The 22,237-nt window shown below is 53.0% G+C and carries 19 protein-coding genes; 5 read left to right on the top strand and 14 right to left on the bottom strand.

The window, feature by feature from the left end; translation table 11 throughout:
• Nucleotides 1–16: 16 nt before the first annotated feature.
• Nucleotides 17–637, bottom strand: coding sequence for a 23S rRNA (uridine(2552)-2'-O)-methyltransferase RlmE (rlmE, locus tag ACQYWX_RS25020; protein WP_216736907.1), 621 nt, complete (start codon nucleotides 635–637; stop codon nucleotides 17–19).
• A gap of 128 nt (nucleotides 638–765) precedes the next feature.
• On the opposite strand from rlmE, the gene yhbY reads away from it, so the two are divergent.
• Nucleotides 766–1,089 carry a ribosome assembly RNA-binding protein YhbY gene (gene yhbY / locus ACQYWX_RS25025; RefSeq protein WP_127973275.1) on the top strand — a complete coding sequence of 108 codons (324 nt, stop codon included), beginning with the start codon at nucleotides 766–768 and terminating at the stop codon, nucleotides 1,087–1,089.
• Between the two features lie 48 nt (nucleotides 1,090–1,137).
• On the opposite strand, the gene greA is transcribed toward yhbY, so the two are convergent.
• The 7 genes from greA to grpE form a co-directional block, all read right to left on the bottom strand.
• Entirely contained in the window at nucleotides 1,138–1,614 is a 477-nt protein-coding gene (gene greA, locus ACQYWX_RS25030; RefSeq protein ID WP_216736905.1) for a transcription elongation factor GreA, read from the bottom strand.
• A complete protein-coding gene (carB, locus tag ACQYWX_RS25035) occupies nucleotides 1,611–4,838 on the bottom strand; it encodes a carbamoyl-phosphate synthase large subunit (RefSeq protein WP_431686752.1) in 3,228 nt (1,075 codons plus the stop codon). The genes greA and carB overlap by 4 nt, the downstream gene beginning before the upstream one ends.
• Nucleotides 4,839–4,957: 119 nt before the next feature.
• Complete coding sequence (gene carA, locus ACQYWX_RS25040; RefSeq protein WP_431689535.1) at nucleotides 4,958–6,097, bottom strand: glutamine-hydrolyzing carbamoyl-phosphate synthase small subunit; 1,140 nt, start codon at nucleotides 6,095–6,097, stop codon at nucleotides 4,958–4,960.
• A 270-nt stretch (nucleotides 6,098–6,367) separates the two neighbouring features.
• A complete protein-coding gene (dapB, locus tag ACQYWX_RS25045; protein ID WP_216736903.1) occupies nucleotides 6,368–7,171 on the bottom strand; it encodes a 4-hydroxy-tetrahydrodipicolinate reductase in 804 nt (267 codons plus the stop codon).
• Nucleotides 7,172–7,277: 106 nt separating this feature from the next.
• Nucleotides 7,278–8,405: a molecular chaperone DnaJ gene (gene dnaJ / locus ACQYWX_RS25050; protein ID WP_216736902.1), complete on the bottom strand. Its 1,128-nt coding sequence runs from the start codon at nucleotides 8,403–8,405 to the stop codon at nucleotides 7,278–7,280.
• Between the two features lie 104 nt (nucleotides 8,406–8,509).
• Nucleotides 8,510–10,438 (bottom strand): molecular chaperone DnaK, encoded by a 1,929-nt coding sequence (dnaK, locus tag ACQYWX_RS25055; protein WP_216736901.1) that lies wholly within the window; start codon nucleotides 10,436–10,438, stop codon nucleotides 8,510–8,512.
• 129 nt (nucleotides 10,439–10,567) lie between these two features.
• Nucleotides 10,568–11,152: a nucleotide exchange factor GrpE gene (grpE, locus tag ACQYWX_RS25060; protein WP_431686753.1), complete on the bottom strand. Its 585-nt coding sequence runs from the start codon at nucleotides 11,150–11,152 to the stop codon at nucleotides 10,568–10,570.
• A gap of 262 nt (nucleotides 11,153–11,414) precedes the next feature.
• Here grpE and recN point away from each other — a divergent pair, with 262 nt between their 5' ends.
• Complete coding sequence (gene recN, locus ACQYWX_RS25065; RefSeq protein ID WP_431686754.1) at nucleotides 11,415–13,079, top strand: DNA repair protein RecN; 1,665 nt, start codon at nucleotides 11,415–11,417, stop codon at nucleotides 13,077–13,079.
• A 223-nt stretch (nucleotides 13,080–13,302) separates the two neighbouring features.
• Here recN and fur read toward each other — a convergent pair whose 3' ends face one another.
• Nucleotides 13,303–13,713 (bottom strand): ferric iron uptake transcriptional regulator, encoded by a 411-nt coding sequence (fur, locus tag ACQYWX_RS25070; RefSeq protein ID WP_011395166.1) that lies wholly within the window; start codon nucleotides 13,711–13,713, stop codon nucleotides 13,303–13,305.
• A 184-nt stretch (nucleotides 13,714–13,897) separates the two neighbouring features.
• Between fur and ACQYWX_RS25075 the strand changes: the two genes are divergently transcribed.
• Nucleotides 13,898–14,215 (top strand): outer membrane protein assembly factor BamE, encoded by a 318-nt coding sequence (locus ACQYWX_RS25075; protein WP_164887379.1) that lies wholly within the window; start codon nucleotides 13,898–13,900, stop codon nucleotides 14,213–14,215.
• 32 nt (nucleotides 14,216–14,247) lie between these two features.
• Here ACQYWX_RS25075 and ACQYWX_RS25080 read toward each other — a convergent pair whose 3' ends face one another.
• The 3 genes from ACQYWX_RS25080 to ACQYWX_RS25090 form a co-directional block, all read right to left on the bottom strand.
• Nucleotides 14,248–14,538: an RnfH family protein gene (locus ACQYWX_RS25080; protein WP_216736898.1), complete on the bottom strand. Its 291-nt coding sequence runs from the start codon at nucleotides 14,536–14,538 to the stop codon at nucleotides 14,248–14,250.
• A gap of 77 nt (nucleotides 14,539–14,615) precedes the next feature.
• Complete coding sequence (locus ACQYWX_RS25085) at nucleotides 14,616–15,047, bottom strand: type II toxin-antitoxin system RatA family toxin (RefSeq protein WP_127973285.1); 432 nt, start codon at nucleotides 15,045–15,047, stop codon at nucleotides 14,616–14,618.
• Nucleotides 15,034–16,599: a sodium-dependent transporter gene (locus ACQYWX_RS25090; RefSeq protein ID WP_371824056.1), complete on the bottom strand. Its 1,566-nt coding sequence runs from the start codon at nucleotides 16,597–16,599 to the stop codon at nucleotides 15,034–15,036. The genes ACQYWX_RS25085 and ACQYWX_RS25090 overlap by 14 nt, the downstream gene beginning before the upstream one ends.
• A 163-nt stretch (nucleotides 16,600–16,762) precedes the next feature.
• On the opposite strand from ACQYWX_RS25090, the gene smpB reads away from it, so the two are divergent.
• Nucleotides 16,763–17,245 carry an SsrA-binding protein SmpB gene (smpB, locus tag ACQYWX_RS25095; protein WP_216736897.1) on the top strand — a complete coding sequence of 161 codons (483 nt, stop codon included), beginning with the start codon at nucleotides 16,763–16,765 and terminating at the stop codon, nucleotides 17,243–17,245.
• Between the two features lie 199 nt (nucleotides 17,246–17,444).
• The gene (locus tag ACQYWX_RS25100) at nucleotides 17,445–18,830 is read left to right on the top strand and encodes a WS/DGAT/MGAT family O-acyltransferase (RefSeq protein ID WP_431686755.1); all 1,386 of its coding nucleotides are present in this window, start codon (nucleotides 17,445–17,447) and stop codon (nucleotides 18,828–18,830) included.
• On the opposite strand, the gene ACQYWX_RS25105 is transcribed toward ACQYWX_RS25100, so the two are convergent.
• Nucleotides 18,827–20,227, bottom strand: coding sequence for an efflux transporter outer membrane subunit (locus tag ACQYWX_RS25105; protein WP_431686756.1), 1,401 nt, complete (start codon nucleotides 20,225–20,227; stop codon nucleotides 18,827–18,829). The genes ACQYWX_RS25100 and ACQYWX_RS25105 overlap by 4 nt on opposite strands.
• A gap of 39 nt (nucleotides 20,228–20,266) precedes the next feature.
• Nucleotides 20,267–22,231: a MacB family efflux pump subunit gene (locus ACQYWX_RS25110; protein WP_431686757.1), complete on the bottom strand. Its 1,965-nt coding sequence runs from the start codon at nucleotides 22,229–22,231 to the stop codon at nucleotides 20,267–20,269.
• Between the last annotated feature and the right edge of the window lie 6 nt (nucleotides 22,232–22,237).

The following is a 22,237-nucleotide window of genomic DNA, read 5'->3' on the forward strand; positions in this document are numbered from 1 at the left end:
GGACGATTACGAAAGTTTATCCTCGGAACCCTTTGGCAACTAGGTAAATCTCACGTGACCGAGCACGGGACGCGTCAGGTTTGCGTATATTTACGCTACTAAACCTGCCCCTGGACTCTTGCATAATCTGATCGAAGCCTTCCCCCTGGAAGACCTTGGCGACAAAGCATCCATTCTTCTTAAGAACGCGACACGCCAAATCAAGCGCTAATTCAACCAGATACATCGCTTTCGGTATATCGACCGATTTCATCCCACTCATATTGGGGGCCATATCGGAAATTACAAGGTCAACAGGCCGACCGTTTACTTCGTTAAGGATCGCATCCAGCATTTCTTCCTCAGTGAAGTCCCCCTGAAAAAACGTCACGCCAGCAATACTGTCCATTGACAGCAGGTCGCACGCGATTACTTTCCCCTGATCGCCCACTACGTCAGCAACGACTTGAGACCAACCTCCAGGAGCCGCACCGAGATCTATCACGGTCATTCCCGGCTTCAACAATTTGTCCTGCCGGTCGAGCTCAATCAATTTATAGCTGGCTCTCGAACGAAATCCGTCCTCTTTGGATTTTTTTACATAGACATCACTATGATGCTCATTCAGCCACCGAGAGCTGGATTTAGAACGTCCCACTTTATTGCCTCTGACACGATTATTTTAGTATAGGCACATTTGCTGATACTGTGTTTTTTTGTTCAGAAAGTGCGCCATAGTGCGTTACTATACACGCTTTTCATACGCAAGAAGGTTTCCACACAGACATGACTCTACCCATAGAGCAACGCAAGCAGTACCGCGCTATCGCACATCACTTGAAGCCGATCGTCACTATCGCCGGCGCGGGTATTACCGAAGGCGTTATCAATGAGCTTGAGCGCGCATTGAACGACCATGAGTTGATCAAAATTAAAATTGCTGTCGGCGAAAAGGAAGAAAGAGCCGAGGTCATCAAAGAGCTTTGCGAGATGTCCCGCTCGGAATTAGTTCAAGTAATTGGGCGCACCGCGATACTGCTTCGCAAAAATCCCAGGCCCAACCCCAAGCTTTCAAACCTTTTACGTCATCAATCTGGCGCAAGCAAGTAAATTAAAAAAGCCGGCTAACGCCGGCTTTTTATTTACGCGCCACCCTGTTTACAGGTGCTGCACGCCATCAATTTCATATTCAACCATGCCGCTTGGCACCTGCACAACGACAACGTCGCCGACAGTTTTTCCAATCAATGCGCGCGCAATCGGAGAAGACACCGAAATTTTGCCCTTCTTAATATCCGCTTCGTCATCACCCACGATCTGATAAGAGCTGGCGTCGTCCGTATCCAGATTGATGATATTCACGGTTACGCCAAAAATGACCTTCCCTGTATTCTCAATAGAGGTAACGTCAATCACCTGGGACATGGACAACTTACTTTCGATTTCCGCAATGCGGCCCTCGATAAAGCTCTGTTGTTCACGCGCAGCGTGATATTCAGCGTTCTCTTTTAAGTCTCCGTGCTCTCTGGCTTCCGCGATGGCCGTGATTACACGCGGCCGATCCACAGTCTTCAGACGATTCAACTCTTCACGCAGGGCTTGCTCCCCTGCTTTTGTCATAGGTATTTTGCTCATTTGTCGCCTTGAATGGTTGCATGAATATCCTGAAGACGATTCACAGCGTGATCCTGCCCAACCTTGATAGCACGGCAGAATGCCTCACCTCCCGTCAGGGTGGTGGTATAGGTCACCTTGTATTGTAGGGCCGACTTACGGATTTCCGCAGAATCCGCAATCGCCTTCCGGCCTTCCGTAGTATTGATAATCAAATCTACTTCTTCATTTTTTATGGCGTCTACGATATGAGGTCTGCCTTCTCGCACTTTATTGATCCGTTTTACGGGAATGCCCGCTTCTTCGATCGCTTTTGCAGTCCCCGCAGTCGCCATAATCTCGAAGCCTACAGCATTTAACTCTTTAGCTAAAGACACCGCTCCCGCTTTATCCGCATCCCTGACGCTCAGGAACACAGTTCCGCCTGTCGGCAAAAAGTCTCCGCCAGCCGCCGCAGCCTTGGCAAATGCCTCATCAAAACTTTTGCCAACCCCCATAACTTCGCCTGTGGACTTCATTTCCGGGCCAAGTATCGGATCTACGCCTGGGAACTTATTAAACGGGAACACAGACTCTTTGACATTGTAAAAGCTAGGAATGATTTCCTTGGTAAAGCCCTGCGCCTCAAGAGATTTGCCTGCCATGCACAGCGCAGCCACCTTGGCGAGCGACACACCTATCGCCTTGGAAACGAACGGCACGGTACGAGAGGCTCTGGGGTTCACCTCTATCACATAAATTTCGCCGTCCTGATAGGCCAACTGCACATTCATCAAGCCGACAACCTGCAGCTCAAGGGCCATTTTGATGACCGTTTCGCGCATCTTGTCCTGAACATCCGCTGGCAAACTGTAGGGAGGTAGCGAACAAGCCGAGTCACCAGAGTGAACTCCCGCCTGTTCGATGTGCTGCATAATGGCGCCGATCACCACTTTCTCGCCATCAGAAACCGCGTCGATATCGACCTCGATCGCAGCATTCAGGAAGTGATCCAGCAATACAGGGCTGTCGTTGGAGACACGCACCGCATCTCGCATATAGCGCTGTAGTTCAACTTCGTCGTAGACGATTTCCATGGCGCGGCCGCCCAACACATAAGAAGGACGGACAACCAAGGGATAACCAATTTCCTTCGCCTTGCTCAACGCTTCTTCCTGGCTGCGAGCTGTCGCATTCGGCGGCTGACGCAAGCCCAAGCGAACCACCATCTGCTGGAACCGTTCGCGGTCTTCCGCACGGTCAATCGCATCAGGAGTCGTTCCGATAATTGGTACGCCCGCTTCTTCCAGCCCTCTCGCCAATTTAAGCGGAGTCTGGCCGCCGTAGTGAACAATTACGCCACGCGGCTTTTCCAAATGGACAATAGCCAGAACGTCTTCCAAGGTAATTGGCTCGAAATACAACCTGTCAGAAGTGTCGTAATCCGTAGAAACTGTCTCAGGGTTACAGTTGATCATGATGGTTTCATAGCCGTCATCGCGCAATGCAAAGGCGGCGTGAACGCAGCAATAATCGAACTCAATCCCCTGACCAATTCTGTTAGGGCCACCACCGATCACGATGATTTTTTCACGATCGCTCGGTTGCGCCTCACACTCTTCGTCGTAAGAGGAATACATGTAAGCCGTAGAGGAAGCAAATTCCGCCGCACAGGTATCTACACGCTTGAATACCGGCTTGATGCCATATTCCAAACGCTGCTTACGCAACGCTTTTTCGTTGATGCCCAGCAGCTCGGCAAGACGCTGGTCCGAGAAGCCTTTACGTTTCAGTCGACGCAAACGGTCCGCAGTCAAGTCGGACAGCGCCATATTGCCGAGCGCTACTTCATCTTTGATCAAATCTTCGATCTGCACCAAGTACCATGGGTCAACTTTGGTGTACTCATAGACTTCCTTGACGCTCATTCCTGCTCGGAACGCATCGCCAATGAACCACATCCGCTCGGCGCCGGGCACTTTCAATCCACGAATCAGCACATCACTAGCGTCTTCAGACTCAAGATCAACTATGGGCTCAAAGCCAGCTGAACCAACTTCCAAACCGCGCAGCGCCTTGTGGAGCGACTCCTGGAAGTTACGACCAATCGCCATCACCTCACCCACTGACTTCATTTGCGTCGTCAGTGTCGCATTGGCTTGCGGGAACTTCTCGAATGTGAAACGAGGCACTTTGGTGACCACATAGTCAATGCTCGGCTCAAAAGAAGCCGGCGTGACACCACCAGTGATGTCGTTACTCAGCTCATCCAGGGTATATCCAATCGCCAGTTTTGCAGCGACCTTAGCAATAGGGAAGCCCGTCGCCTTGGACGCCAACGCTGATGAACGGGACACACGGGGATTCATCTCAATCACCACCATGCGACCAGTTTCGGGGTCCATACCAAACTGAACGTTGGAGCCGCCTGTCTCTACGCCAATTTCACGCAACACAGCTACCGAGGCGTTACGCATGATTTGGTACTCTTTATCCGTCAACGTCTGCGCAGGCGCGACGGTAATGGAATCACCAGTGTGCACGCCCATTGCGTCAAAGTTTTCTATCGCGCAGATGATAATACAGTTGTCCTTCTTATCACGAACAACCTCCATCTCATACTCTTTCCAACCGATTAACGATTCGTCAATCAGCAGCTCACGAGTCGGCGATAATTCCAGACCTCGCTCGCAAATCTCAGTAAACTCTTCCTTGTTATAAGCAATGCCGCCGCCAGAGCCGCCCATTGTGAAGGAGGGGCGAATAATAGCGGGGAAGCCGATCTGATCCAGCACTTGCAGAGCTTCTTCCATGCTATGCGCAATAGCGGAACGAGGAGTCTCCAGACCAATGGCTTTCATCGCCTTGTCAAAGCGCTCACGATCTTCCGCTTTATCAATGGCGTCCTGTGTGGCGCCAATCATCTCTACGCCATACTGCTCAAGGACGCCTTCACGAGCCAAGTCGAGCGCGCAGTTCAAAGCAGTTTGCCCGCCCATGGTTGGCAACAACGCGTCTGGGCGTTCTTTTTCAATGATTTTCGCGACTGTGCGCCAGTTAATCGGCTCGATGTAAGTGGCGTCGGCCATGGCCGGATCAGTCATGATGGTGGCGGGGTTGGAGTTCACAAGGATAACGCGGTATCCCTCTTCTCTCAGTGCTTTACACGCCTGCGCCCCGGAATAGTCAAATTCACAGGCTTGTCCGATGACGATAGGACCGGCCCCAATAATCAGGATACTATTGATGTCTGTACGTTTTGGCATGTGTGCTCTTCTACTCGCTCGAATCTTGCGACGCCCCGCAGGCCGCCGACATCACCCAGAATTACGCCTGTTTCGGTTCAGACGCGGCGCCGTCGGGCGCCGACGCTGAAATCCGAGTATTAGACTGATCGGTATTTGACTTCCCGCATGGAGTCAATGAACTGGTCAAATAAGGGAGCCACGTCGTGCGGGCCCGGACTCGCTTCAGGGTGCCCCTGAAAACTGAAGGCGGCGACGTCAGTGCGTCGAATTCCTTGCAATGAGCCGTCAAACAGAGACTTATGCGTAGTCTCCAGGTTGGCGGGCAACGAGGATTCATCCACCGCAAAGCCATGGTTTTGGCTAGTGATCATCACTTGCCCCGTGCGCAGATCCTGCACTGGATGGTTGGCGCCGTGATGCCCGAACTTCATCTTCTCTGTGCGTGCTCCGCTGGCCAGCGCCAGTAGCTGGTGCCCCAAACAGATGCCAAATACAGGCGTCTGGGATTTCAAAATTTCAGCAATGGCCTCAATAGCGTAATCGCAAGGCTCAGGATCGCCTGGTCCATTAGATAGGAACACGCCGTCCGGAGACATCGCCAATACATCCTGCGCAGGCGTTTTCGCCGGCACCACGGTTACGCGGCAACCGCGCTCAGCGAGCATACGCAAAATGTTCTTTTTCACGCCGAAGTCGTACGCGACAACGTGAAACTCGGCATCCTCCAGAGTCTGATATCCTTCTCCTAGAACCCAAGTCGACTCAGTCCAATTCAAGACGTCCGTACGAGTCACCTCTTTGGCGAGATCCATCCCTTTCAGTCCGGGAAAGGCTTTAGCCGCAGCCAACGCTGCTTCCGCCGAAGCCCCTTCGCCCGCCATGATGCATCCGCTCTGCGCGCCTTTCTCCCTTAAAATACGAGTCAGGCGACGGGTATCGATGTCAGCGATGGCGACAATACCGTTTTCCCGGAGATACTCCGACAAACTCTTTTGGCTGCGCCAGTTGCTAACTGTCATGGAAAGATCGCGAATCACCAGACCTGCCGCCCAGACTTGATCTGATTCGACATCTTCTTCGTTAATTCCGGTGTTGCCTATGTGGGGGTATGTGAGAGTGACAATTTGTTTTGCGTAGGAAGGATCGGTAAGAATTTCCTGGTATCCGGTCATCGCAGTATTGAAAACCACTTCGCCGGTGGTTTCGCCGGCTGCGCCGATAGATATCCCATGAAATATGCTTCCGTCTTCAAGTGCTAGTATTGCGGGTGTAGTCAATTCCATAGCTCGCCAGTTGAAAACGTCTAATCAAACACTTATGAAGGTGGACTCAACTTGCAAAAAAGCGAGAGGGAGATTTAAACTCCGTCCCGCTTTTTAGTGATGTCCGATGTGTATGGGCAACTTGCGCACAAACCCCAATATTCTAGTGGATTCGGTCAAGACTGTCTATTTGTTTTCCAATTTCTTTGGCGATTTTATTCTTTATCAAGCTCCGCGCACCCGAAACCCAAGTGCGCATACAAGCCAATACGAAGTCAGATTGACCTATTTCAGACCCAGCACATCCTGCATGTCATACAGCCCCGGAGCCACGCCATGCAACCATAAGGCCGCCTTAACGGCGCCTTTTGCAAAAGTCATGCGACTGCTCGCCTTGTGCGTTATTTCTATACGCTCCCCCATCGTCGCAAACATCACCGTATGATCGCCAACGATGTCGCCCGCGCGAATCGTCTCAAAACCGATAGTCTTTTTATCCCGCTCCCCAGTGATACCTTCACGACCATAAACTGCGCACTCATTCAAGTCGCGCCCCAGCGCCTCAGCTACAACCTCGCCTAATCTCAACGCAGTACCCGACGGCGCATCCTTTTTAAAACGATGATGCGCCTCGATTACTTCCACATCGTAATCGTCACCCAGCGTTTTTGCGGTCAGCGCAAGAATATTCAACAGTAAATTCACACCCACGCTCATATTGGGGGCAAATACTACCGGACAGTCCTTCGCCGCTTCAGACAAGTGCGTTTTTTGCGACTCACTGAACCCCGTCGTTCCAATCACTATCGCTTTGCCCTCTTTACGACAAAGCGCCAGCAACTCAAGCGTGGTCTCCGGCGAAGTGAAATCGATAATCACATCAAAGTCGTCCAGCACTTGCGCCAAGTCATCAACGCAGGCCACGCCTTTTTTACCTACGCCGGCGATTTCTCCCGCATCAGCGCCAACCAAAGAGCTGCCAACTCTCACAGAAGCAGCCCCCAAAGAAGCATCCGGGTTATCGCAGACCGCTTCAACCAACACTTTACCCATGCGCCCGGAAGCGCCCACTATCGCTACTCTGGTCATGCTTATTCCTCTGTTTTCTCTGGAATATTACTGTTATAGGCGTTCCGCCACCGCTCCAATACAAAAAAACCGGCGTTCGCCGGTTTTTCGTTGCGCATGCAGACTGCTAGAACTTCATATCGTCAAAAAAGCTTTTCACGCCTTCAAACCAGCTATGCTTTTTTGGCGCTTGCTGTCCACCGCTCTCCTCCATTGAGGTTTGAAACTCGCGCAGCAAGTCCTTCTGTTTCTTGGTCAGGTTTACAGGGGTTTCCACCACTACCCGACACAGCAAATCTCCTGGCGCGCCACCACGAACTGGAGTCACGCCCTTTCCGCGCAGACGGAACAGTCTGCCGGTTTGCGTTTCCTCTGGAATCTTGAGCTTCACCCGCCCATCAAGCGTGGGCACTTCAAGCTCCCCACCCAATGCTGCGTCGACAAAGGAGATTGGCACTTCGCAATACAGATTTCTGCCATCACGGGTAAATATCTTATGTTCACGCACAGCGACCTGAACATACAAATCTCCCGGCGGCCCGCCGTTTACTCCCGGCTCGCCTTCACCTGATAAGCGAATGCGATCGCCAGTATCCACACCGGCGGGAACTTTAACCGAAAGCGTCTTCTGCTCTTCCACATAGCCGCTGCCGTGACAGGAGCGGCAGGGGTTGCGAACAATTTTTCCTGCGCCGCGACAGCGAGGACAAGTCTGCTGGATAGAGAAGAAGCCCTGTTGCATGCGAACCTGGCCAGCGCCGTTACAAGTGCCACAGGTTTCAGGCTGCGTGCCTTTTTCTGCACCGCTTCCGCCGCAACCATTACACTCTACTTGAGAAGGAACGCGAATCTTCACGGTTGTGCCGCGAACCGCTTCTTCCAAATCAAGATCCAAGGTATACCTTAAATCTGAGCCGCGATTCGCCCGAGTGCGACCTCCGCCGCCCCCGCCAAATATATCGCCGAATACGTCGCCGAATATGTCACTGAAACTGGCTCCGCCGCCGAAACCGCCGGCTCCAGCATTGCCATCCACTCCGGCGTGACCGAACTGGTCATAGGCCGCTCTTTTCTGGTCATCAGAGAGCACATCGTAAGCTTCAGTAGCTTCTTTGAACATCTCTTCAGCCGAAGCGTCTCCGGGGTTTCTGTCCGGGTGATATTTCATCGCCAAACGCCGGTAAGCCTTCTTGACATCTTTACCGTCTACGTCCCGCGAAACGCCCAACACTTCGTAATAATCGCGTTTTGCCATAACTTAATCTTATGCGCCAACTGCAAAAAAACCGGATTATAACCTAAACACAATAAGGCAGTGCGGTTAAATTCCGCACTGCCTCAGGCATGCAAGGAGCCGGACTATTTCTTATCGCCGTCCTTAACTTCTTCAAACTCGGCGTCGACTGCGTCATCCGCTGGCTTAGCAGCGGCGTCTTCAGCTTGAGCGCCAGCGTCTCCGCCTTGCTGTGCCGCCTGCTCAGCATACATCTTCTGCGCCATGGAAGAAGATGCTTCGCTAAGCTTCTGCATTCTGTCTTCAATAGCTTCTTTATCGTCGCCTTTGATCGCTTCTTCCAGCTCTTTGATAGCTGCTTCAATGGCCACTTTTTCTTCAGCAGTCACTTTATCGCCAGCATCTTTAAGCGTTTTCTGAGTAGCGTGAACCAGAGCGTCCGCCTGATTGCGCGAAGACGCCAACTCTTCAAACTTCTTATCTTCCGCCGCATGCGCTTCCGCATCCTGCACCATCTTATCGATTTCGTCTTCGCTCAAGCCAGATGAGGCTTTGATAACGATGGATTGCTCTTTACCAGTCGCTTTATCCTTCGCAGATACGTGCATGATACCGTTGGCGTCGATATCGAAGGTCACCTCAACCTGAGGCACGCCACGAGGCGCGGGAGGCAGACCAGTCAAATCAAAACGGCCTAATGACTTGTTCATTTGCGCTTGCTTACGCTCGCCCTGCAGAACGTGGATAGTCACAGCCGTCTGATTGTCTTCCGCAGTAGAGAACACTTGCGACTTCTTGGTCGGGATAGTCGTGTTCTTCTCAATGATCGGCGTGGAAACGCCACCCATGGTTTCAATGCTCAAAGACAATGGCGTCACGTCCAGCAGCAATACGTCTTTCACGTCACCAGACAATACCGCGCCCTGGATAGCTGCGCCGATAGCGACCGCTTCATCAGGGTTAACGTCTTTGCGCGCTTCTTTACCAAAGAAGTCGGCCACTTTGCTCTGCACCATTGGCATACGAGTCTGACCGCCAACCAGAATCACTTCGTCGATTTCTGAGGAGCTGCAACCAGAATCTTTCAATGCGATGCGGCATGGCTCAAGGCTACGCTCAACCAGCTCTTCCACCAGACTTTCCAGCTTGGCGCGAGTCACTTTAACGTTAAGGTGCTTAGGACCACTTGCATCAGCAGTAATGTACGGCAGATTCACATCCGTCTGCTGACTGCTGGAAAGCTCGATCTTAGCTTTCTCTGCAGCTTCTTTCAGACGCTGCATCGCCAATGGGTCGCCTTTCAGGTCGATACCGGAATCTTTCTTGAATTCCTGCGCCAGATAGTCGATCAAGCGCAAGTCGAAGTCTTCACCACCCAGGAACGTGTCGCCGTTGGTGGCCAGTACTTCAAACTGCATCTCGCCGTCTACATCAGCGATTTCGATAATGGAGATATCGAAGGTTCCGCCACCCAGGTCATAAACGGCCACTTTACGGTCGCCACCCTTCTTGTCCATACCGTACGCCAACGCCGCCGCAGTCGGCTCGTTGATAATACGCTTAACTTCCAGACCGGCGATTCTGCCTGCGTCTTTGGTAGCCTGACGCTGCGCGTCGTTGAAGTAGGCCGGTACGGTGATAACCGCTTCCGTCACCTTCTCGCCCAAGAAGTCTTCCGCCGTTTTCTTCATCTTTTTCAGAACTTCAGCGGAAATCTGGGGAGGCGCCATTTTCTTGCCTTTCACGTCGACCCAAGCGTCGCCGTTGTCAGCCTTGGCGATAGTGTAAGGCACCATTTTGATGTCTTTTTGCACTACATCGTCTTCAAAACGTCTACCGATCAGACGCTTGATGGCGAAAAGAGTATTCGTGGGGTTAGTTACCGCCTGACGCTTGGCGGATTGACCTACCAGCGTCTCATCGTCAGTGTAAGCAACGATGGAAGGCGTAGTGCGTCCGCCTTCAGAGTTTTCAATAACGCGCGGCTTGTCGCCTTCAAGAATCGCTACACAGGAGTTTGTAGTCCCCAAGTCGATCCCGATAATTTTACCCATAATTTCTACTCCTGAAAAAATCTCGCTAATTGATTACCAGCTAATATTGGAGTTGATCTCAATTTTTCAACCCGAAGCTGGCGGGATTTTGTACGTTTTCAACCAGCGCTGAACGCGTGTAAAGCGCGATCAGACGCCTTTCGACACCATAACCATGGCTGGCCGGACCAAACGTCCGCTCAGTAGATAGCCTTTCTGCAATACCGCAATAACGGTATTTGGCTCTACATCGGCTTGCGGCACCATGGACATAGCCTCATGAAATTCCGGGTTGAAGGGCTGCCCCATGGGATCAACCACTTCCACTTCGAATTTTTTCAGGCCGGAGTTGAACAGAGACAACGTCATTTCCACGCCGTCTTTCAAAGTCGTGACCTGGGGTTCGGCGGACTCCGTGGCGCCACAGGCTTCCACCGCCTTTTCCAAGCTATCCACTACCGGCAAGAGCTCTCTCACAAAGCGCTCCAGAGCAAACTTACGCGCTTTCTCAACATCGTTTTCAGCACGACGGCGTACATTCTGCATCTCAGCATGTACGCGCAACATTTGCTCTTTTTGCTCACCGAGCTCCTGCTGCAATCTCTCAATCAACTCGTCACGGTCAGCGGGTTCGCCGCTCGCCTGAGCCGTTTCAGCTTGCTCAGCCATTGCGGCTTGCGCCTGATCGTCAGCGATGACTTGTTCTTCTACTTGACTCTTAGAATCTTCAGACATTTGATCGAATCTCCCAAAATCCATCCGATACTTTTGAATTGCCCTCAATATGGGGTCGATCAAACCGGTTTCAACCAGCCAAATATCGACAATCGTCAGGAAATGACGCAGGTCACCCGACATTGACTCCAGTCAGCATCCAAAATGACTGCAAATCATACAAAAAATACTCTTCGCACCCTCTTGTTGCGTCATGAGTTTCACTGTATAAATACACAAATAACTGTATATATAGACAGTCGCACTTATAGGACAACGCCCTATGCTCACTCATTTGTCGATACGGAACCTAGCCATCGCCAGCCACCTGGAGCTGGACTTTGCTGAAGGCATGACGGCTATCAGCGGGGAAACCGGCGCAGGCAAATCCATTGTTCTGGACGCTCTCGGCCTGACCCTCGGCGATCGAAGTTCTGCAGACATAGTGAGGCACGGTTGTGAACGGGCGGAGGTGAGCGCAGTCTTTGATTTGAGGCGTCTGCCGGAGGCGTTGGCCTGGCTGAAATCCAGAGAACTGGATAATGGCGCGGAATGCATCTTACGCCGAACTGTCACCAACGAAGGTCGATCTCGCGGCTACCTGAATGGGCAGCCCGTCACCATGCAAGACCTTCGCGAACTCGGCGAAACGCTCATGGATATCCATAGTCAGCATGAGCACCAGTCTCTATTGAAAAAGGAAACCCATCTGAAAATGGTGGATGACTTTGGAGGCCACTCCCAGCAGCTTCAACAGGTACGGGACCACTTTCAATCCTGGCGGCGCATAGCCGCCAAACTGAAAGAAAAGCTCAGCCACAGCGAAGAACAGGAAGCGCGAGTGCAATTACTCACTTATCAGGTCGAGGAGTTGGATGCTCTAGCGCTGCTGGAAGGCGAGATTGAGCAATTGGAGCAAGAGCAGGAGCAGCTCGCCAACGCAGAAAATATCATCATGAAAGTTCAGCAGGTCGGCGAAGGTTGCCTGGAAGCCGATGGCGGCTGCATCGACCAACTAAGGCGCGCCATTCATCTGCTGGAGGAAATTAATCTCAACAACGCCTCTCTGCAGACTGCTCGTCAGATGCTGAACGAAGCCATGATCCAGCTTGATGAAGCCAACGGTGAGCTGCGCCATGTACTGGACAGCGTGGAGATCAACCCTGAGCGCCTGCAAGAAGTGGAAGCGAGACTGACCGCCATCTATGATCTTGCTCGCAAGCACCGCGTGGCCCCTGAAGAATTAATGACGCGCCATGTTGAGCTGGCGAGCGAACTCAACAGTTTGACTGATGGCGAAGAGAACCTGGAAAAGCTTGAAGCCCAATCCAAAGAGCTGGAGCAGAAGTATAATCAGGCGGCGCAAAAACTCACCTCCATGAGAACAAAAGCAGGAGAGAAACTACAAGGCGCGGTGAAAAAGCAATTGGTGAAACTAGGACTGAATCCTGAGTTCATCATCCAGTTCTCGCCTCTGAAATCCCCGTCTGCGCTGGGAGACGAGGAAGCTGAAATGTTAATCAGCATGAACCCTGGCCAACCACCCAAGCCTTTGCAAAAGATCGCATCCGGTGGCGAGTTGTCGCGAATCAGTCTGGCGATACAGGTCGTCGCTGCCGCATCCTCCGATACGCCTACATTAGTATTTGACGAAGTGGATGTCGGCATCGGCGGCGGCACGGCGGAAATCGTCGGGCGCATGCTGAGAGAGCTTGGGGCGAAAGCGCAAATTCTCTGCGTCACTCACTTAGCACAGGTGGCTTCCCAAGCTCACAACCACCTTTTCGTGACCAAGCATGTAAGCAGTGGCCAGACACAATCAGCCATACTCAAATTGGAAGGCAGCGACCGTATACACGAAATCGCCAGAATGCTGGGAGGTGTTGATATTACTGAGCACAGCCTGGCGCACGCGCATGAGATGCTGACTTCCAGCCAACTCCAGTAAGATTCCCTACGGCAAAAGGATTTGCTTGTGGCTTTATTTCCACACCGTCCGTATAGCTACCTGATGGCTATCTATATTAGCTATAAATTGGCTATATAAAGGAAGGCTCGATAAGTTTAGATAGATACGCAGGAATGCGATGGAGCAAATGGAGCAAATGGAGCAATGAGAGGATAGGATAGCGCTCCAGGGTTTACTCAGCGCTATCCCAACAAACCGGAAGCTATTTCTTCTTTGGCTTCACGTACAGCGTGAGGCTATGGTCAACAATTTCATAGCCGTGCTCTTCCGCAATTTCCTTTTGGCGCTTTTCAATAACCGGATCGAAGAACTCGATAACATCACCGGTTTCCGCACAAACCATGTGATCATGGTGTTCATCATGATTGAGCTCGAACACCGCATGAGCGCCTTCAAAGTTGTGGCGAAGAATCAGTCCTGCGGATTCAAATTGCGTCAGAACCCGGTAGACCGTGGCCAAACCTACGTCGTCTCCCGCCTCCAGCAGCGCCTTATAAACATCTTCCGCACTCATATGCCGGTTATCGGCGTTTTCCAGAATACTGAGAATCTTTACCCGCGGAAGGGTTACTTTCAGGCCTGCTTTCTTCAGTTCTACGTTTTCGTTCGTCATTTTACCGGGAAACCCAATACCAGTATCGTTGGCAATCAGTTATCATTCCACGTCACGCCAAGATAGTTTAAAAATATCCATGATGCAAAAGTTACGATCCATTGTAATCCTCCTTATTATACACACTCTCACAGCCTGCACCTTCCCAGGCGTCTACAAAATAGATGTCCAGCAGGGAAACATCGTGGAGAAAGAAGCTGTGGACCAACTCAAGGTCGGCATGAACCGTCGTCAGGTTCAGTATCTATTAGGCTCTCCAGTTTTGGAAAGCACGCTCGACCCCAGCTACGACACCTATTTCTATTCCATCCAGCTGTCGGGCGGTAAGATTTATCGTCAGAACATCACTCTGGAATATGAGAATGACATTCTGGTGAATATTGCCAAAGCAAAGCTGCTGCCAGCTGATTTGGCGAACCCCGGCAAGGCTTACAAACTACGCGGCCAAGCTGAGCCTTCTGAGACAGTGGAAGAGACGGACGTTTATAAAACGACCAACTAAGCGTTCAGCAAAACAGGTTTGATTAAGTTTAGCTAGCCCTTTTTGGCCCGATTCAGTCGGGCCTGCTTCGGATCTATTTTGAGTGGCCGATATATCTCAACTCGGTCGCCCTCTCTCAGGGCATGGGATTTGGGGTCTGAAATGGCCTTACCAAATATCCCCATCTTTGCCGACTCCAGCTCTATTTGCGGAAAGAAGTGAGTGACGCCAGACATCTGGACCGCCTCATAGGCAGTTGTTCCCTCCACCACAGCCAGAGGAATGATCTTCTGCTGCTCCGGTAAGGCATAGGCTACCTCCACCTGAATTTTTAACTTATCCATGCTCACGCTCACTTCTACACATCAGCATTTTCGCCGTTCATCTGAGGGTTCGATTTATAACGCAAAATAGGCGCGGCCTAGCGATATATCACCTGCGCGCGCTTGCAGAAAGCATCCACCATGGTTCCAGCGGCCTGGGAAAATACGGGCCCAAGCGCCATCCCGGTTAATGCGCCAGTCAGCTCATACTCCAGCGCTAACGCGACTTTGCAGGCAGCTTCGTCCAGAGCCAGGAAGCTCCAACGACCCTGAAGCTTGCGAAAAGGTCCATCCACCAATGTGAGGATAATTTCCGAAGGACGCACCAAACTATTACGGGTAGTAAAAGCGTGTCTTACTGAGCCCTTACTGACCTGGATGCGCGCAAGCATTTCATCAGAACTCTCTTGAATCACTTCCGTCATTCCGCACCAGGGCAGGAATTCAGGATAGGCGCGCACGTCATTCACCAGATCATACATGCGCTCAGCAGAGTATGTGACCAGCGCACTACGACTAATCTGGGGCAACCTCGTTCTCCTCTTCTACGTTTTCAACATTCACTTCCGGGTTCACAGGGGCGGATTTCACCAAATCCACCTCTTCCGGCTCGGCCTCTTCCAGGACTTCCTTACTGCTACTCACGACTTCTTCCGAGCAAAGCCCGCCGTTTTTCGGAGCGGTGAATTCACAGCTATGTAGCAGCAAGTCAAAAACCATGGAAATTTGTATAACAATCAACACAGGAACACAAAAGTATCTCAGCAGCGGATAGCCCCAGCGAAACAAGCGCTGTTCGGGACTAAGGCGCAAGGCCTGTGCAAGCCGCTCATAGGGGAGCACATAGCCGCATAGTACTGTCAGCAGACATCCCGCCACCGGCAGCAAGATCGTGGATACCACAAACTGCAGCAGACTGAATAGCGGAATGCCCGCCAGTTGCCAATGCCGATGTCCCGCCATGGACATAACCAGCAATGCGCCCAGCCCCCATAACGCAACGTGAGTGATGGACGCGGCGCTCACCCGCGATAAGGAGTATCTTTCCTGTAGCCAGGCGACGCCGGGTTCAATCAGGAAAACTGCAGAGCTCCAGGCGGCCAGCGTGAAAAAGATAAAGAATAAAACGCCAAACACTGACCCCATCGGCAGCTGACCCAGCGCCAGTGGAAGCGATTGAAAGATCAAGGAGAACCCCTGGTCTGGAGGCAGTTCCGCTTTTAACAGCCAGGACAACACCACCAGCCCCGCGACAGCGCCAACTAATAGATCCACAAAAGAGATGATCAATACTGAGCGCCCGACTTTGCCATGATTAGGCATGTAAGCGCCCAACACCATCATGACGCCTGCGCCAATGGACAGAGAGAAAAAGGCGTATTTGTAGGCGGCCAGCACGCCCGCCCAGGAAAGAGAAACCGACTCGAATGAAAACAGGTAGCTAAGAGCCCCGCCCAAATCACCATAACGCGCGCTATAGACCAGCATCACCGCAAGCATCACGAACATCAGAGGGACGATGTACAACATCGCCTTTTCCAGACCGTGATAAACGCCTTTCACTGAAATGAGAAACACCAGACCAATGAACACGCTTAGCCAGATGATCATAACGGTGGTGTTTTGTTGTAGCGCGCTCAACACGGCCGGCATGGCGCCGGGCTCAATGCCTTGAAACTCGCTGAAGGCTGACTTCAGCGCGTAAGACAGCCCCATTCCCGCCACTAATGAATAGATCACCACCGTCAGCAACGCGGCGATGACCATAAGGCCTCCGGTCCAACGCCACAGAGAAAAGCCTGAGCTTTGACCACCCACGCTCTGTAACACGTCAACAGGGTTGCGACGCACGTAGCGCCCAAGTCCTATTTCCAATACCGCCAGAGGCAAGGTCAGGGTCAGCAGCGCCAACGTATAGGCGATAAGAAAAGCCAGTCCGCCGTATTCCGCCATCAGGGAGGGAAATGTCCAGATGTTGGCGAACCCCACGACAGCGCCCACGCCCGCCATGACGAACGTGCGCTGCCTGACCCAGCGGTCACGGCCCTGCAACAACATTCCAACTTTAGAATTCAAAGGCACTCAGACATCCGTTAATTCACAGCAATTGAGAGGTTCGACGGAATTCTACGTCGACGACGATGGCGCATTGTAGCGGATTATGCTGACCCAAGTCAGGAGACCTTAGCCATATGGATCAGGTTAATTTACAATAGCCGACTTTGTCCGAGAATCGTAAGGAAATATGAGTCAAGCCAAAAACAAAAATACCGGGTCCACCATCGCCCTGAACAAGAAGGCCCGCTTCGACTATCACATTGTTGAAAAGTTCGAGGCCGGCCTCGCGCTGACCGGTTGGGAAGTAAAAAGCCTGCGCGCCGGAAAGTGTCAGTTAGTGGATTCCTATGTATTACTGAAAGACAGTGAAGCCTGGTTGTTAGGCGCCCATATCACACCGTTGAAGGAAGCCTCCACTCACGTCATTGCAGATCCCACCCGCACTCGTAAATTGCTGCTGAATCGTCGTGAGCTCAACAAGCTGATCGGCGCAGTGTCGCAGACGGGCCACACTTGCGTGCCTTTGGCCCTTTACTGGAAAGGCAATAAAGTGAAATGCGAAATTGCCCTGGTGAAAGGCAAGAAGGATTTCGACAAGCGCGAAACCGAAAAAGAGCGCGACTGGAATCGTCAAAAGCAACGCGTTATTCGCGATCATGTTAAGCAGTGACCCAGTCAGGATAGGAAAGACGTTCTTATCCTGATTCTCTCCTTTCTCACACTTCATTGCCGTATCGGGTTGAGCTAACGCCACTCCCCTACCATACTTACCCGTCAAAGCAAGCGTTTGCGCACGACCGTATTCCGTCGACAACGCATAACGCCGAATCTAACCTTATTTAGTCACGGACAGCTTTGACGAGGCGGCTATGAAATCACATGGAGAGCCGATGTCGGCGGTAGACACCGCCTGGTTGCGCATGGAGCGTCCCGCCAACCTGATGATGATCTGCATTGTGCTGGTTATGGAAAATCCCGTCCATGCCAGCGAACTCAAACAATTATTCACCCAGCGTTTACTGCCCCTGCCCCGCTTCCGACAGACAGTGCATAAAACCGAACATGGCTGCTTCTGGCGCGACGACGCCAACTTTAATATCGACAATCATGTGCATTTAGTTGGACTACCCGGCGTGGGAAGTCAGCAGGATCTGCAAGATCTAGCCAGCGATATCAGCAGCACGCCGCTGGATTTCAGCAAACCGCTCTGGCAAGTACATTTGGTCGACCGTTACCAGAGCGGCTCCGCGATGATTATTCGAGTTCATCACTGTATCGCGGACGGCATTGCGTTGACCCGGGTCCTGCTGTCCTTAGCGGATCAAAAAGACGGCTGCTCAGCGCCTCAACAGGTTAACCCGATATCAAAACCCGCCTCTTGGAGTGGCGTCGCCGCCAAGGCCCTGCATAACGCCATGCATATCGGGCAGGAAATAATAGAAGAAGGCAAGTCTCTGGCGCGCCATCCAGAGCAACTCCTGGCAATAGCGCGCCAAGGCGTCGCAATGGGGTCGGAGGTCGCCCGCGTCGCCGCGCTGCCAGCTGATCCAGCCACCTGTTTTAAAGGCGATCTAAGTGGGAGAAAGCGCCTCGCATGGGCGCAGCCATTAAACTTTCCACAAGTAAAGCAGACTGCGCAGGCTCTGAAAGCGACCATCAATGATGTGCTGTTGTGCGCGGCTACCGGCGCTTTGCGGCGTTATCTGGTGGAACGCTGCATTGAGCTGGATGTGGAAACAATTCACGCCGCCGTACCTTTCAACCTGCGCCCACCGGAAGAGCCGGCCGATGCTCTGGGAAATCAGTTCGGCCTAGTGATTGCGCCATTGCCGATCGGAGTTCATGACGTGGCGGAACGTTTTGAAGCAGTGCGCCGCGATATGCTGGCGCTTAAGCATTCTCAACAGGCGAAAGCGTTTTACGGATTACTGGGGTTGCTTGGCAAAGGCCCGGACTTTCTGGAGCAAACGGCATTGGAGATGCTAAGCAGAAAAGCGTCTGTAGTGATCACCAATGTGCCTGGCCCCAAACAAGCGCTATATCTGGCGGGCAGCAAATTACTGACGCCCATGATTTGGGCGCCGCAATCTGGAGAGGTCGGCATCAGCCTCAGCATTATCAGCTATGACGGAGCAATTCAGTTCGGCGTCGCGGTAGATCAGGGGCTGATACCCGACCCGGACAAACTGGCCGGCTACTTTGTCGACGCATTTGCAGAACTGCGAGCGCTGACCAAAACCCGCTCCGCCAGTTAATCGAGTTTCTCTGCGAACCCACCGCCCAGCGCCTGATACAACGCCATCATATTCTGCAATTGGGCCAGACGGTTCGCAGTGAGCTGCAATTGCGCAGAGCGCCGCGTTTCCTGCTGATCCAGCCAGGCTTGCACGCCTGTGGCGCCGGAGCGATAACGGACCTCCGCCAGACGCTCGGCTTCAGAAGCCAACTTGAACGAAGTGCGCAATGCGTCTTCCTGGGCCATCAGTTGTGTTCTGGCGGATAGCTTATTTTCCACCTCCGCCAACGATGAATAGAGTTTCTGCCTGAACTCAATCACCGCCTGCTCATAGGCTGCCTCGGAGACCTGAATATTCAATTGCGTCTGCCGCCACTGCAGGAACGGCAGACTGAGTCCCGCCCCCAAGGACGCAACGGGATTGCGCAAGATATCCGCCAGTTCCGAACCGCCTGTCGCCAGCGATCCGGTCAGGCTGAAGCTGGGATAATAACTGGTGCGACTATGGTCCGTATCAGCCAGAGCGCTGCGCAAACGCATCTCCGCCGCCTGCATGTCCGGCCTTCGCGCCAGCAATGCAGCAGGGGTCGCCAAAGGCAAAGTGGGCATCGCCATTGCGGGCAGAGTTTTGGGGTCAGGCACGGTATTTTCCGGCGCCTGATCAAACAGAATCGCCAGGGCGTTTTGCGCTTCCACTTTGTCCTGCAGCAGTGTGGTCAACGAAGCGCGCTGGCTCGCCAGATTCTGCTCAGCCTGAATCAAGTCCAGATTGGAGACCGCGCCGCTACGATGTTTCACTTGAGCCAGTTCCAACGCTTTGGCCGTGTATGCCAGCGACGCCTCGCTCGCGGCGATAGATTCATTCAGATAGGCCAGACGCCAATACAGATTCGCAGTGGTCCCGATCAACGCCAACGCGGCGCCCGCCCTGTCCTGCTCGGTCGCCATCGCTTCCCAATGAGCTGTGTCGCGAGCGCTGGACAGCTTCCCCCACAGATCAATCTCATAGCTCAATCCAAGAGAAGCGCCAACGGATTTACTGCTGGTATGAGCGTCAATATTGCGCTCCCGGGAAGCGCTGAACTGCGCGGTGACATCCGGCGTCAGATTGCCGTCTGCGATGCCTGCGCGCAGTCGGGCCTGACGCACTTTCAACGCCGCCAACGCCATGTCGCTGTTACTCTGCAGCGCCCGTTCGATCAAGCCATTCAATTCCTGATCCTGAAACGCCCGCCACCATTGCTCGGACGCCAACGTCTGCTCTCCATTCACTGGCGCATAGCTCCAGGAGGCGGGCAGCTCCAATTGCGGCCGCGTATATTGCGAGCGCGCCAAGCCTTCACACCCCGTCAACAGCATGGAGGACAGCAACAAAAGAGCTATGTGTTTTTTCCCGCCCGCGTTTATGGAACTCACTCGCTTTACTCCAAACTTCATGCGATTACCGTACATCAATCACTCCCGCGCCAAGGCTTCAATCGGGTCCAGCCGCGCCGCATTTCGCGCAGGCAAAAAGCCGAAAAGCACGCCGATCAGGGAGGAGCAAACCACCGCAGAGACGATCGCAGTGACGGAAAATGACATCTGCATATCCTGCACCAGCAACGAGAACAGACCGCCCACGCCGAAAGACAGCAAAATACCGATGCCGCCGCCGATCAGACACACCATCACGGCTTCAATGAGGAACTGTTGCAATATATCGCTCTGCCGGGCGCCGACCGCCATGCGGATGCCAATCTCACGAGTACGTTCAGTGACTGACACCAGCATGATATTCATGACGCCTATGCCGCCGACGATCAAAGAAATGACGGCGATGGAGGACACCAACAGGGTCAAAGTGGTGGTGGTTTTCTCGACCGCCTTCAAAATACTGTCGGTGCTGAACGTGAAAAAGTCCTTCACGCCATGGCGCAGGGTCAGCAAACGAATGATGCCTTGCTCCGCCACGGCGCTGGAAAGCCCGTCCGGCGTGCGAACAATAATGGAACTGAAATTCTGCCTGCCAATCAGACGAGTCGTCGCGGAACTGTATGGCATCCACACTGAGAGATTGCCGCCGCCTCCGAACATATCGTTTTTGTCTTCCGCCACGCCGATCACGGTCCAGGGCGAGGCGCCGATCAAAATCACCTTGCCAATGGGGTCATCGCCACCCGCGAACAGCTTCTTGCGGGTATTATTGTCGATCACCACCACCTGCGCCTGTGTGCGAATATCTTCCCGCAGCAGCGGCCGGCCTTCCGCAACAACCAGTCCTTTTACGCGGAAGTACTGCTCGCCGACTGCATTCACGTTCACATTGGCGGCGACATTGCGGTAGCGCAGTTGCTGACTGTTGGCAATGCTGGGCGTCACGCTGTCGACAAAGGGCTGCGCCTGCAACGCCTCCACGTCGGCGGCCACCAAGGTATCAATGGCGGCGGCTCGCTCATCTCCCCAATCCTTACCGGGAAAAATCTCGATGGTGTTGACGCCAATGGAATTGATGTCGCTGATGACTTTCTGCTTGGCGCCTTCGCCGATGGCGACAATACTCACCACGGCGGTGATGCCGATAATAATGCCGAGCATGGTCAACAGTGTTCGCAGCCTGTGAGAGGTCATGGCGATCCAGGCCATTTTAAATGCTTCAGTGAAACGCCCCAGCCAGGCGCCTCGCGCCTCTTTACCACCCGTCGCCGAAATAGCGTCGGTTGCCAACGACGCGGACGCCTCCGATTCCGAAACGGGATTCACCCGGTCAGCAATAATTTCGCCGTCCTGAATCTCAATGATTCGTTCTGCTTTCGCCGCCACTTGCGGATCATGGGTCACGATAATGACCGTATGCCCCTGCTGATGCAGCTCTCGCAACACCGTCATGACTTCCTGGCCACTGCGCGTATCCAACGCGCCAGTAGGCTCGTCCGCCAGAATGACTTCGCCGCCGTTCATCAGGGCTCTGGCGATGCTCACCCGCTGCTGCTGACCACCGGAAAGCTGACTGGGCTTATGCTCACACCGCTCCTCCAACCCCAGGCGCGACAGCAACATGTGCGCCCGCTCCCGACGTGAGCTTTTGGAGACGCCGGCGTACACCGCCGCCAACTCCGCATTGCCTAACGCATCCAGGTGCGACAGCAGATGATAGCGCTGAAAGATAAAACCGAAGTGATTGCGGCGCAGGGCGGCGAGCTCATCGTCATCCAGCTCCCTGGTTTCCCTCCCGCTGATTCTATAGCTGCCGCTGCTCGGGCGGTCCAGGCATCCCAGGATATTCATCAAGGTCGATTTCCCCGACCCCGATGTCCCCATTATGGCGACTATTTCACCCGGATAGATCTTCAGGTCCACGTCTTTCAGCACGGCGACCTGCTGCTCCCCTGCCTGGAAAATCCTGTTCAGGGCGCTTATTTCAATCAAAGGCTCCTTCATACAGCG

The organism is Hahella sp. NBU794, assembly GCF_050749805.1.
GTDB lineage: Bacteria > Pseudomonadota > Gammaproteobacteria > Pseudomonadales > Oleiphilaceae > Hahella.